Here is a 12,576-nt window from a genome sequence, read left to right on the forward strand (position 1 = left end):
AACACGAGGTTGATAGGTCAGAGGTGTAAGTGTGGTAACATATTTAGCTGACTGATACTAATAGGTCGAGGGCTTGACCAATAAAAATAGATTATCATTTATATGCAATTTTCAGAGAATATTCTCTAATAATCCGCGATAGCTCAATGGTGGAGCACTCGGCTGTTAACCGATAGGTTGGAGGTTCGAGCCCTCTTCGCGGAGCCATAAGACAGAAGTTATACTTCTGTCTTTTTTTGTATATAAAAATAAAGTATAATAGATTTTAGATATAATTAAAAGAAAGAGGAGGGCGATACAATGCTTTCAAAAGAAATAGCACAGCAAGTACTTGGTCGTTGTTTAGTAACTGGAGGAGACTTTGCAGAAATTTTTGAAGAAGATACAATAGATAATTCCATAAGTATTTTAAATGGGAAAGTTGAAAATTCCATAGGAGGAAGAGCTTATGGAATAGGAATAAGAATATTTAAAGGGCTAAAAAGCGTTTATGCTTATACCAATAATAATAGCCTTCATTCATTATTACAAACTGCCGAAAAAGCAGCATTAGCATTGGGAGAATTAAAAGAAGATATAAGCATAACTCTATATGAAAAAGAAACTATAAACATACATCCCACAATTTATTTACCATCTGTTGTAGAAGCAGATAAAAAAATAGGTATAATGAAGATAGCTTATGATGCAGCAAAGAATTATCATAGTGAAATTTCACAAGTAAGTGTTGGTTATGGTGATAAGGAACAAAACATATTAATAGCAAATACAGAGGGATTATACACAGAAGATAAGAGAGTAAGAACAAGATTATTTATTAATGCAGTAGCATCTGCTAATGGTGAAAATCAAACAGGAATTGAAGGCCCAGGTAGAAGAGCTGGAATAGAAATGTTCAAATATATAGATCCTGAATATTATGGAAGACAAGCTGCAAAAACAGCACATACTATGCTTCATGCTAAGAATTGCCCTGCAGGAAAGATGACAGTAGCTATTGATAATGGGTTTGGTGGTGTTATATTCCATGAAGCATGCGGACATTCATTAGAAGCTACATCTGTTGCTAAAGGAAATTCTGTATTTACAGGTAAATTAGGAGAACAAATAGCATCTTCTAAGATTACGGCTATTGATGATGGAACAATTCCCAATGCGTGGGGTTCACTAAATATAGACGATGAAGGTACTCCAACACAAAAGAATATCTTAATTGAAAATGGTATTTTAAAATCTTATATGATAGATAAATTAAATGCTAGAAGAATGGGCATGGAAGTTACAGGAAGCGGAAGAAGACAAAGTTATAAATATGCTCCAACTTCAAGAATGACTAATACGTATATAGCTAATGGAGATAATACACCAGAAGAAATCATAGCATCAATAAGTGATGGATTATATGCTAAAAAAATGGGTGGAGGTTCTGTGAATCCTGTTACAGGTGAGTTTAACTTTGCTGTATCAGAAGGATATTTAGTAAAGAATGGAGAAATCCAAGAACCAGTTAGAGGTGCAAGTTTAATAGGAAAAGGTAGCGAAATATTAATGAATATTGATATGGTAGGAAATAATATGACTCAAGGACAAGGAATGTGTGGATCATCTTCAGGAAGCATACCAACTAACGTAGGTCAACCTATGATAAGAGTAAGTGAAATTACTGTAGGTGGAAGATAGGAGGTAATGTAATGGAATTAAAGATATTTGTAAATCAATTATTTAAGGAAGCTAAAGATGTAGGGTTTGCTGAGTGTGAAGTATACTATGTTGATAGAGAAAGCCTTAGTATAAATGTATATAAGGAAGAAGTAGAGAAATATAACTTAAATACTTCTTATGGGCTATCATTTAGAGGAAAGATGGGTGATAGGATAGGATACTCTTATACAGAAATACTAGATGAAGAAGCAATTCATATGCTTGTTAATAAGGCTAAGGAAAATGTATTAGCTATAGAAAGTGAGGATGTTCAATTTATTTATGGTGGAGACAAGGAGTATAAAGAGATATCTACTTATTCAGAAGCTCTTGAAAATATATCACCAGATAAGCTTATACAAATAGCATTAGATATGGAAAAGGAGGCTAAAGCTTTAAATAGCAAAGTAGAAAGTTTTGCAGGGTGTGCTGTAGCTTATAGTTCTGGTAAGTATGGCATAATAAATAGCAAGGGATTAAACTTACACAATAAATCTAATTTATTATCAGCATATGTATGTCCAATAATAAAGGAAGATGAAAAGATGTATGATGGCTTTGGATATGCAATAGCTAAATCTCTTGAAGAAGTTAATCCTAAAAAAATAGCAGAAGATGCTGTAAATGACGCTTTATCTAAAATAGGTGGAAAAGCTATTCCTTCAGGTAATTATCCTATAGTTATAAAAAATGAAGCAATGGTTTCAATGTTATCTACTTTTGCTGGAATATTCAGTTCAGATGCAGCTCAAAAAGGGTTAAGTCTTTTAAAGGGAAAAGAAGGAGAAGAAATAGCATCATCAGTAATTAACTTAGTGGATGATCCGCATTTAAAAGATGGTTTTGCATCAGTAGGATTTGATGATGAAGGAGTGGCAACAGAAAAAACTTATCTTATTAAGAATGGAAGATTAGAAACATTATTATACAACTTAAAGACTGCTAATAAGGCTGGTGTTAAATCAACAGGTAATGGATTTAAGAATTCATATGCATCATCAATATCAGTATCACCTACTAATTTCTACATTGAAAAAGGAAACAAGAATTTTGATGAGTTATTGGCAAATATAGAGAAGGGTCTTATTATAACTGATTTTGCAGGGCTTCATTCAGGAGCAAATGCTATTACAGGAGAGTTTTCTTTAGCAGTTAATGGATTCTATATTGAAAATGGTAGAAAGACATTCCCAGTTGAACAAGTAACTGCTTCAGGTAACTTCTTTAATTTACTTAAGGATATAGAAGAAGTGGGAAATGACTTAAAATTCCCTATGAGTAGTGTAGGAAGCCCATCTATAAAGGTTAAATCACTTGCCATAGCAGGAGAATAGACAGAATTAAAAATTAAGAATTAAGAATGAAAAATTAAGTAGTAATTTAAAACCATAAGTGAATTAACATGAAGGAAGTACTAAACATAAAATTTTTAACTGAGTAATACTATTCTATCTGAAACTAGTTATATTTTTTATAACTAGTTTCAGATATTATGATATTGTATATTTAAATTAAATCAGTTTACTAATTTTTTATTTTACATTTTTAATTAATTGAAGGGGTGTTTTTGTGGAAAAGTATGATTTAGTTGTCATTGGTTCTGGAGCTTCAGGATTGGTTTCTGCTATTATGGCCATGCGAGAAGGGGTAAAGGATGTTCTTATCATAGAAAAGGAAGAAGATTTAGGAGGAAATTTAAATTTATTTATCCATGATGGTTTTGGTAGCTTTTATTTAGGTAAAAAAGTAACTGGTCCTGAGTTTGCAAGTATAATGATAAATGATTATAAGGAGTTAGGTGGAAAATATTTAACTAGTAGTAAAGTTTTAGAGATAGATTCTGATAAAAAAATAACTGTTATTAATCCAGATAAAGGTGTTTATAATATTGAAGCTGGAGCAATAATATTTGCCACAGGATGTAAGGAGAAGTTTACAGGTAATATAATGATTCCAGTGGATAGATATTCAGGCATTTTTACTATAGCATCAGCTCATAGATTGATTAATTTCTATGGATATTTACCAGGAAAAGAAGTTGTAATACAAGAAAGCGGTAAGTGGTCAGCACTTTTAGCTAGGAGACTATTAATAGAAGGAGCTGAAATAAGAGCTTTAGTAACAGCTAAAAAATCATTAGATAAAGAGCAGTTAGATCTGTTTGAAGGTTTTAATATTCCTGTAATATATAATGCCAGAGTTTCAGAAATTGGAGGAGCAGAAAGGGTGGAGTGGGCTGCTGTAATGATTGATGAAAAGGAAGAAGAATTAATAGAGTGTGATTCTTTAATATTATCAGTGGGGTATTATCCAGAAATAGATTTATTAAGAGGCTTAAATGTAGATATAAAAACCATAAATACTGTTGAAGATGGATTTTTTGCTTGTGGCACAGTAAAGCATGGAATTGAAGGCGTATTTTCTAGTGGAGAAGATGGTTATATAATTGGGCATTTAGCTTCACAATATATAAAGAAGTATTTATACTAAATTGGTATAAATACTTCTTTTGCTTTATTGAATAATATATTCTGTTCTTTAGGATTAAAGTGAATATCAGCTCATAAAAATATAAAATCTATCATTATTGAGTGTCCTTAAAATAATTTTGTAAAACATTTTTTACAGATTAAAGTTTTACCACCATCAGCTTTTATGGAAGATGATTTATCAATTATTCCATTACAGATTGAACACTTTTCCACGGATGTAGTAGAACTTTCTTTTACTTTTGTAGTAGGAATGACCTTTTTTAATGATGAATAAATTCTCTTTTCTGAAGGAGTAGCTTTTTCCTTAATTGTATATGTGACTTCAAAGGAACTTTCACCATAAAACTCTAATTCAAAACGAGGATTTTCTTTATCATAATATTCTTCAGTTATTATTCGACGAATCTGTGCATCATTAACTATAAGACCGCTTTTTTCAATACCATCAAAAATACTTTTTGTTATATTGGCAGTATCAGGATGACGTTTTTCACTTTTGTAGTAAACTTTTAAGATGGCAATTAAAGATTCCTCTAATATGATAGTAGGATTTTGGCTTCTAGCATAATAGGCTATTTCTTCTTCATATAAGGCATATTTGTCATGAGCTTTTCCAGTATTATATGGAAGTATCGCTCTACCTTCCTTATTATGTAATTTAAAATTAGATTTGGAAATAGGGGAACCTGGTACCACTACCTTGGCATATGGTTTCATAATCAATTCTCCTTAAAATTCTATAAATTGAAATAAATATTTAATGAATATGTAAGATTTAATTTATATAATTAAAATATCTACTATATTTAGAATATACAATAGACAGAAAAAATTAACAAGGTTTGTTTGATTATAGGGTTTTATTAAGATATAATACTCATTAGATATAAACAGTAATAAGAAGAGGTATAGATAGATATGGAAAAAAAATATATATTAGCTATAGAGTCAAGTTGTGATGAAACTTCAGCAGCTGTTGTTGTTAATGGAAGAGAAGTTTTATCAAATATAATAGCTTCTCAAATAGATACACATAAAAAGTTTGGTGGAGTAGTTCCAGAAGTAGCTTCAAGAATGCATATTGAAGTTGTCAGCGGAGTAGTTCAGGAAGCATTAGAAGAGGCAGGAGTAACTTTACAAGATATTGATGCCATAGGGGTTACCTATGGACCAGGGCTAGTAGGAGCATTATTGGTAGGATTACAATTTGCTAAGGGATTAGCATTTTCAACTAAAAAGCCATTGGTAGGAGTTAATCACATAGAAGGACATATATGTGCAAATTACATACAACATAAAGATTTAAAACCTCCATTTGTTTCATTAGTAGTTTCAGGAGGACATACTTTCATAGTACATGTTAAAGATTATGGTGTATATGAAGTTATAGGACAGACAAGAGATGATGCAGCAGGAGAAGCATATGATAAGGTTGCTAGAGCATTAGGCCTTGGATATCCAGGTGGACCAAAGATAGATAAGTTAGCAAGGGAAGGAAATCCAGATTCTATTGCTTTTCCAAAAGCTAATTTTCATGATAAATCTTTAGACTTTTCGTTTAGTGGTGTTAAATCAGCAGTATTAAATTACTTAAATAAAGCAAAGATGCAAAATGTTGAAGTTAATAAGGCAGATGTGGCGGCTTCTTTCCAAAAAGCTGTAATAGAAGTATTAAAAGATAATGTAATGGAAACATGTAAAAGTAGAAATGTTAAGAAGATAGCCATTGCTGGAGGAGTTGCATCTAACTCAGCCTTAAGAGAAACGATTATGAATGCTGCATCAAAGAAAGGAATAGAAGTATTATTCCCAGCACCAGTATTATGTACAGATAATGCAGCTATGATTGGAAGTGCAGCATATTTTAATTTAGTAAATGGTAAAATAAGTGATTTAAACTTAAATGCAAAACCTAATTTAAAGCTATAATAATATAAAAGGAGATTGAAAAAATGAACTTATTGCCACATTCAAATGGAGTAAGAAGAGTTAATATGAAGAGGCAAAGAACTACTAAAGAAAAATTAAAGTATATAGCTAAGGTTTTATTAGGTATAATAATAGCAGGCTTTATTGTGCAACAAATTACAAACTTTATAGCAGGAGAAACTTTAATAGAAAGAGTAGATTACATTACAGTGGATGATAAAAGAATGGATTTTAGATTAAGTGGAAGTGGAAATTACACTGTAGTATTTGATGGAGTGCTTGGGGGAAATCTAGAAGTTTGGAATACAATTGCCAGTGAGCTGGAGGAAAATGATAATGTAGCAACTTTCTTATATAATAGAAGAGGATATGGCTTTAGTGCATCTGGGTCAGCTAGAACAATTGAAGAGCAGGCTCAGGACTTAAAGATACTATTAAGAAAATCTGGAGCTTTAGAACCATATATATTAGTGGGAGAAGAGTATGGTTCATTAGTATTAACTAGCTTTGCAGAGCAGTTTCCAGATTCAGTTGCCGGAATTGTTTCAGTTAATCCGTTAGTGGAAGAAGATATTAAAAATTCACGAAATAGTTTAAAGAATGTGGCTTTAAGAATAAGAAGAAAAATAGAACAATTAGGCTCATATATTGGATTAACAATGCTTTTGGATAAATTAAATTTAGATGTTAATATTAATGACTTAGAAGATAATTTAGAAGGCGAGGCTTTAGAGGAATTTTCAAGTCATAGAACTAAAGCAAGTTATACCAGTGCAGTGAGCAATGAATTAAGAAATTTATCAAAATATAATTTAGATATTCAGCAAGATGGGGTATTTACAGGAAAGCCTTATTGTTTAATAACTAAAAATGAAGATGATAGGTTAAAGAGCTTAGGAGATGAAGGTTTAACTACATCTATTGTCAGCAATACTGATTCTTGCGTATTATCATTAAGTAAAGCTATTGATATACTTGCAGGAATAAGAGGAGTAATCAAGCAGTGTAATGATCTTAAAAAATAGAAAGTTATTTTATAGCTTTCTATTTTTTATATATAAAAGTAGTAAAAAGTTTATTGTGAAATTAGTATGAATTATAGATTTAAAACCTATTTGTCATATATTTGACACATAAGGTGGTTATATTATAAGTATAGAATAGTTAACGGAAAGGGAGAGTTAGTCATGGATGATAAGAATATTTATGATGTAGTATACAGTAGTGGAGATGATAATAATACTTATAATTTTCAAGAGCCACCTGTTAAAGTTAAAAAGAAAAGAGGATTTAATAAGACAATAGCAGCAGTTATTGTTTGTACATTATGTAGTGGATTCATAGGAAGTGGAGTAACATATTTGGCATTAAAGGATAATTTAAAAGAAACAAAGACAATTAATGTAAATCCATCAAAATTTGATACTAAAAGTGAAGCTTTAAGTGCTACGGAAGCATATAATAAAGTTGCGCCAGCCGCTGTTGTAGTTTCAACTAAATCAGTAACTCAGGGATATTTCATGCAAACTCAGGAAGTTGAAGGAATTGGATCAGGATTTATAATAAATGAAGAAGGTTATATCCTTACAAATTATCATGTTGTAAAGGGAGCACAAGAAATATCAGTTACATTAAGTAATGATGTAACAACTACAGCTCAGATAGTTAATTATGATGAAAATCAAGATGTAGCAATGATTAAGATAACAGATGAAAGTGTTAAAATACCAGCAACAGTAGAACTTGGAGATTCAGATTCATTACAGCCAGGTGAAGAGGTAATAGCAATAGGTACTCCATTATCAACAGAATTATCAAGTACTGTTACTAAAGGAATAATCAGTGCTACTAGTAGAAGTGTTGCTGTTGAATCAGGAGTAACAATGAACTTAATTCAAACAGATGCTGCAATAAATGCTGGTAATAGTGGTGGACCATTAGTAAACACTAAAGGAGAAGTAGTTGGTATAAATTCAAGTAAGATTAGTGGCGAAGCAGTAGAAGGTATTGGATTCTCAATTCCAATAAATGATATAAAGGATAAGATAGAATCATTATCAAAGCCAATATTAAATTTAGGGATTTCAGTTAGAACTATTGATGAAGCACTATCTAAGCAATTAAATATGGAACAAGGATTATATGTAGTTGAAGTAACAGAATTTTCTTCAGCTGAAAAGGCTGGGTTAAAGGCTGGAGATATAATTGTTAAAGCTGATGGAAATAGAATAACAACATTTGATGAATTTAAAGCAGTAAAGAATGGTAAAGAAGAGGGAGATGAAATATCTCTTGAAGTAATAAGAAATGGTGAAAGTAAAACAATAAATGTAAAATTAACAGCTAGTTAATATTTAGGTTAAATAAAAAGGGTTTAGTTATTATGGTAACTAAGCCCTTTTATTTTATATGTCAATTAGTTTTCCCTTAGTATATCAATGTAAGCTGATAGAGTAAGTTTAGCGGTATTACTCCAAGTAAATTTAAGACTGTTTTTATAACCTTTTTCACCATACTCAGCAAGAAGACTTGGTGAATTTAGTACTCTCAACATTGCTTCACTTAAAGCAGATTTATCAAAAGGATCAATAAGAATAGCTGAATTATTAGCCACTTCAGGCATAGAGCTAGTGTTAGATGTTATGACAGGAGTTTGGCAGCTCATTGCTTCTAAAATAGGTAATCCAAATCCTTCATAAGAAGATGGATAGACGAAAAGGTCAGAAGCATTATGGAAGTATGGCAAATCATAATCTACTACAAAATCTGTAAAAATTACTTTATCATCTATAAGAAGCTCTTTAGTAATTTCCTTTAGACGAAGGCCTTCATCTTTAAGGGAGCCACATATTACAAGAGAGTAATTTTTATTTAATGAGGATAGTATATTTTTAAAGGATAAAATAAGTTCATAAACATTTTTACGTTTACTAAAGCCACCTAGATACAAAATAAAAGGAGTAGTGATTTTATACTTTTTATTAAGGTAATCTTTGCAGTTATCTTTAGGAAGAGGTTTATATAAAGTGTTAGCAGCTAATGGAGTAACATATATCTTATCTTCTGGACAGTTAGGAAAAAATCTTAATATATCCTTTTTAGAATAATTAGAAACAGTTAATATACCATGACAGTTTTTTATTATAAAGGGCATATCAGTGAGGAATCTTTCTAAATAACCTTTGCCAACGGTTTCAGGCATAATATAGGGAATTAAATCATGAATAGTGACGATGGAAGGAGTGTTATAGGTGTTTGATAAACCCATACCATTTTGTGGTATATGGTGTAAGTTAATATTATATTCTTGTAGTATGCTAGGATAGTAATAATTTTCAAAGAATAAATTATGTTTTTTAGAAGTTAATATGACCTTGGAGTTTTTACGTTTATATTTTTGAAAATTATCACCAGCCCAAAATATTGTATAGTTATTTTTTTTATCTATATTAAGGAGTTCTAATGTTAAATTTTCAATATAAGTACCTATTCCAGAGCCTTTATATAAATTAATACCACGAGCATCAATAGAAAAGTTCAAAAATAAGCGCCTCCTAAAAAAACCTTATACAATAAAATATTATCATTTTAAATTAATGTGATAGAAACACAATAAAATATGCATATTCATATAATACAGATGAGAGAATGTTTAGGAGACATTAATGGATATAAATGAAATAAAAGATATAGTGGAAGAAAACTATAGTATTAATATTAGGTCAATATTAAAGGTTAAAAATTCATATAATGTGAAAGCTGATGAGGGAGAATATTGTATAAAGAATATAAAGTATGACTTTCCTCATTTTAATTTTATTATAAGTGCCATAGAGCATTTACAAAAAAGACAGTTTAAAACTATACCAGAAATACTGCCTAATAAGCTAGGAAATAAGTATATAAAAATAGATGAAGATTATGCTTATATCACTAAGTGGATACCTTCAAGAGTGAGTAATTTCAATAATCCTGTTGAGCTTCAAGCTATAGCAATAAAACTAGCAGAACTGCATAAATGTAGTAAAGGGTTTAATTTGAATAGGGAAATGAGACCAAGAATTGGATGGTATTCATGGGTTAATGTTTTTAACACAAGATGTAATGAAATATTAGATTTTAGAAAAAGAATATATCAAAAGGCATACAAAAGTGATTTTGATAGGATTTATTTAGAGCATATAGATAATGAAATTGATAGAGGGCAAAGGGCAGTAAAGGGTCTTGAGAGAAATGGATATTTTGTTCTTATGGATAGAGAAGTAAAGAAAAGAGGTTTTTGCCATCATGATTTTGCTCATCATAATATCTTAATTGATAAAGATTATCAGATAAATATAATAGATTTCGATTATTGTATATTAGATACTCATATACATGATTTATCATCCTTGCTTATAAGAGTTATGAAGGATGGTAAATGGAATAATAAAACTGGAGATTTAATTATTAATAATTATCGGGAAGTACTAGAGGTAACAGATGATGAACTAAAGATTATGAAGTATTTTATTATGTTTCCCCAGAGCTTCTGGCAGATAGGGCTTCAATATTATTGGGAGCAGCAGCCATGGAATGAAGAGGTATTTATAAATAAGATAATTAGGTATTTAGAAGATGTTGAATACCGGGAAATATTTTTAGATGAATACTTTAAATAGGAGGATAGTTTCATGGATATTTACGAGTATTTAAGCAGCAGAAGCATTATCATAAGTGATGAAAAATTTAAAGACAATGCTGAAGTAAGTGTTAGTGATCAAATTCAGTTAATATCAGATGCACATAAGAGGCTTCTAGATGGCAAAGAAGCTATTATACCAAGAATTCAAAGTGTAATTGGCAGGGAGTTTGAGGGATATAAAGTTGATATAAAAAAGAATAAAAATTATATAAATAAAATTATTAATAATAAAAGTACTAATTATATTGAAGATTATTTAATAGATGAAGGCTCTCGTATTATAAAAAAGGCTCAAGAAACTCTTAGCTTATTAGATTTGGAAATCTATTTTTCAATAATTAAAAGAAGCATGAAAAGATATGAAATATGTTTAGGGAGAGTTGATGAAAGTAGTTTAAAGAGAGATAAGAATGAAATAATTTATATAAGAAGCAATAAATATATTGTTTATGATTTATTGGAAAGCGATTGTTATAATTATATAAAAAAAATCAAAAGAAGAAAAAAAGGATATGGTATAAACAATATAATAGATGAGTTTGTTAATAAATCAGCATTAGATCAGGGGAGTATTAAGTATTTAAGAATTTTATCAATATATCCTAATGAATCTATGAAAATCTTAAATAAATGTAGAAATGGTAGGATTGATATTACAAATGAGGATGTAGTGAGTAAGTTTAGAAATGCAAAAGAATGTGATGGTATTAAACTTTTATGAGAGGTAATAAAATGAATAAAAATAGATATGTTGAACGAAAGGTTTTATGTGATTATGACTTATGTGAAGGATTATTTGATAAGCTTAATTTAAATGTTCAAGATATGATTCCACTTAGAAAGGTATTCTTATTAGTTACTGATAAGGGAAAGAAAATATTAAAAAGATGTGATATGAAATTTGAAGATGTACAGTTTATTGATGAAGCTTTAAATTATATATATTTATTAGATAAAGATGTAATTAGGTATTGTAGGAATAAAGATAATGAAGTTATAACAACATGGAATGAAAAGAACTATATTCTCCTTGATATGATTGAAGGAAGAGAAGCAGCATTTACTAATCCAGTGGAGATATCATGGTGTACTAAAGCAATAGAAAAGCTTCATATTTCATCAAAGGGAATAGAAAAATACTTAAAGGAGTTAAATATAAAATGCAAATATGGCAGTAATATAATTAATGATTATATTGATGATTTAAAGGATATAGAACAAATGAAGCTTTTGGTGAAAAAGTACAAATATAAAAATGAGTTCGATAGCTTATTTTTAAAGAATGTAGAAGTTATGGAAAAGCAAATGAACAAAGCTATAGAATTATTAATGAAGACTAGCTACGAAAAGATGAAGAAAGATAATAGATACTTTTATTTATGTCATAATGATTTAGCGCATCATAACTTTATAATAGATAATGATAATGTTAATATAATAGATTTTGACTATTGCAATATTGATTTACGAATTAAAGATATATATATATTTATCAATAAGGTTATTAAGAATCTTGTTTATGAAAAAGAGGCTATAGATAGTATTTTAGAAGCTTATGAAAAGCCAAATGATAAAATAGATAGCCAAGAAAGAGAAATATTAAATGCTCTTATATGTTATCCATATGATTTTGTAGAAATTATTAAGTTATATTATTATAAGCAAAAATCATGGGAGCAAGAAGTATTTATAGGTAGGCTTAAAAATAAAATAGAATTAGATGATTTTAGAATTGCATTAGTAAAGAGGATTCTGAAATAAAAAAATGAG

The 12,576-nt window shown here is 29.7% G+C and carries 11 protein-coding genes and 1 tRNA gene; 10 read left to right on the top strand and 2 right to left on the bottom strand.

Translation table 11 applies throughout. The annotated features are described in order from the left end of the window. Nucleotides 1-132: 132 nt before the first annotated feature. The 4 genes from H8R92_RS07455 to H8R92_RS07470 all read left to right on the top strand — a co-directional run bounded on the left by H8R92_RS07455 (nt 133) and on the right by H8R92_RS07470 (nt 4,191). A tRNA-Asn gene (locus tag H8R92_RS07455) sits at nt 133-207 on the top strand. Nucleotides 208-300: 93 nt separating this feature from the next. Further along, nucleotides 301-1,680, top strand: a complete 1,380-nt coding sequence (locus H8R92_RS07460; RefSeq protein ID WP_186835128.1) for a TldD/PmbA family protein — start codon at nt 301-303, stop codon at nt 1,678-1,680. 11 nt (nt 1,681-1,691) lie between these two features. After that, nucleotides 1,692-3,035: a TldD/PmbA family protein gene (locus tag H8R92_RS07465; RefSeq protein ID WP_022211346.1), complete on the top strand. Its 1,344-nt coding sequence runs from the start codon at nt 1,692-1,694 to the stop codon at nt 3,033-3,035. A gap of 235 nt (nt 3,036-3,270) precedes the next feature. After that, nucleotides 3,271-4,191 (top strand): NAD(P)/FAD-dependent oxidoreductase, encoded by a 921-nt coding sequence (locus H8R92_RS07470; RefSeq protein WP_022211345.1) that lies wholly within the window; start codon nt 3,271-3,273, stop codon nt 4,189-4,191. Nucleotides 4,192-4,298: 107 nt separating this feature from the next. On the opposite strand, the gene H8R92_RS07475 is transcribed toward H8R92_RS07470, so the two are convergent. After that, the gene (locus H8R92_RS07475; protein WP_022211344.1) at nt 4,299-4,910 is read right to left on the bottom strand and encodes a RusA family crossover junction endodeoxyribonuclease; all 612 of its coding nucleotides are present in this window, start codon (nt 4,908-4,910) and stop codon (nt 4,299-4,301) included. A 201-nt stretch (nt 4,911-5,111) separates the two neighbouring features. Here H8R92_RS07475 and tsaD point away from each other — a divergent pair, with 201 nt between their 5' ends. The 3 genes from tsaD (at nt 5,112) to H8R92_RS07490 (ending at nt 8,473) form a co-directional block, all read left to right on the top strand. Beyond that, a complete protein-coding gene (tsaD, locus tag H8R92_RS07480; protein WP_022211343.1) occupies nt 5,112-6,122 on the top strand; it encodes a tRNA (adenosine(37)-N6)-threonylcarbamoyltransferase complex transferase subunit TsaD in 1,011 nt (336 codons plus the stop codon). 23 nt (nt 6,123-6,145) lie between these two features. Next, on the top strand, nt 6,146-7,147 hold the full coding sequence (locus H8R92_RS07485; RefSeq protein WP_022211342.1) for an alpha/beta fold hydrolase: 1,002 nt from the start codon (nt 6,146-6,148) through the stop codon (nt 7,145-7,147). Nucleotides 7,148-7,309: 162 nt separating this feature from the next. Beyond that, complete coding sequence (locus tag H8R92_RS07490; protein WP_022211341.1) at nt 7,310-8,473, top strand: S1C family serine protease; 1,164 nt, start codon at nt 7,310-7,312, stop codon at nt 8,471-8,473. 65 nt (nt 8,474-8,538) lie between these two features. On the opposite strand, the gene H8R92_RS07495 is transcribed toward H8R92_RS07490, so the two are convergent. After that, nucleotides 8,539-9,663 (bottom strand): glycosyltransferase family 4 protein, encoded by a 1,125-nt coding sequence (locus H8R92_RS07495; protein WP_022211340.1) that lies wholly within the window; start codon nt 9,661-9,663, stop codon nt 8,539-8,541. Between the two features lie 124 nt (nt 9,664-9,787). On the opposite strand from H8R92_RS07495, the gene H8R92_RS07500 reads away from it, so the two are divergent. The 3 genes from H8R92_RS07500 to H8R92_RS07510 are packed head-to-tail and all read left to right on the top strand — an operon-like array spanning nt 9,788 to nt 12,567. Further along, a complete protein-coding gene (locus H8R92_RS07500; protein ID WP_022211339.1) occupies nt 9,788-10,783 on the top strand; it encodes a CotS family spore coat protein in 996 nt (331 codons plus the stop codon). Between the two features lie 12 nt (nt 10,784-10,795). Next, nucleotides 10,796-11,527: a hypothetical protein gene (locus H8R92_RS07505; protein WP_022211338.1), complete on the top strand. Its 732-nt coding sequence runs from the start codon at nt 10,796-10,798 to the stop codon at nt 11,525-11,527. A gap of 11 nt (nt 11,528-11,538) precedes the next feature. After that, nucleotides 11,539-12,567 (top strand): CotS family spore coat protein, encoded by a 1,029-nt coding sequence (locus H8R92_RS07510; RefSeq protein WP_022211337.1) that lies wholly within the window; start codon nt 11,539-11,541, stop codon nt 12,565-12,567. Nucleotides 12,568-12,576 lie beyond the last annotated feature (9 nt).

The sequence above is a fragment of the Clostridium lentum genome (assembly GCF_014287815.1).
GTDB classification, from domain to species: Bacteria; Bacillota; Clostridia; order Clostridiales; family Clostridiaceae; genus Clostridium; species Clostridium lentum.

Coding starts and splice junctions, on each gene's coding strand:
- H8R92_RS07490 (WP_022211341.1), top strand. CDS start 7,310: ATGGATGATAAGAATATTTATGATGTAGTATACAGTAGTGGAGATGAT.
- tsaD (WP_022211343.1), top strand. CDS start 5,112: ATGGAAAAAAAATATATATTAGCTATAGAGTCAAGTTGTGATGAAACT.
- H8R92_RS07500 (WP_022211339.1), top strand. CDS start 9,788: ATGGATATAAATGAAATAAAAGATATAGTGGAAGAAAACTATAGTATT.
- H8R92_RS07505 (WP_022211338.1), top strand. CDS start 10,796: ATGGATATTTACGAGTATTTAAGCAGCAGAAGCATTATCATAAGTGAT.
- H8R92_RS07460 (WP_186835128.1), top strand. CDS start 301: ATGCTTTCAAAAGAAATAGCACAGCAAGTACTTGGTCGTTGTTTAGTA.
- H8R92_RS07485 (WP_022211342.1), top strand. CDS start 6,146: ATGAACTTATTGCCACATTCAAATGGAGTAAGAAGAGTTAATATGAAG.
- H8R92_RS07510 (WP_022211337.1), top strand. CDS start 11,539: ATGAATAAAAATAGATATGTTGAACGAAAGGTTTTATGTGATTATGAC.
- H8R92_RS07465 (WP_022211346.1), top strand. CDS start 1,692: ATGGAATTAAAGATATTTGTAAATCAATTATTTAAGGAAGCTAAAGAT.
- H8R92_RS07475 (WP_022211344.1), bottom strand. CDS start 4,910: ATGAAACCATATGCCAAGGTAGTGGTACCAGGTTCCCCTATTTCCAAA.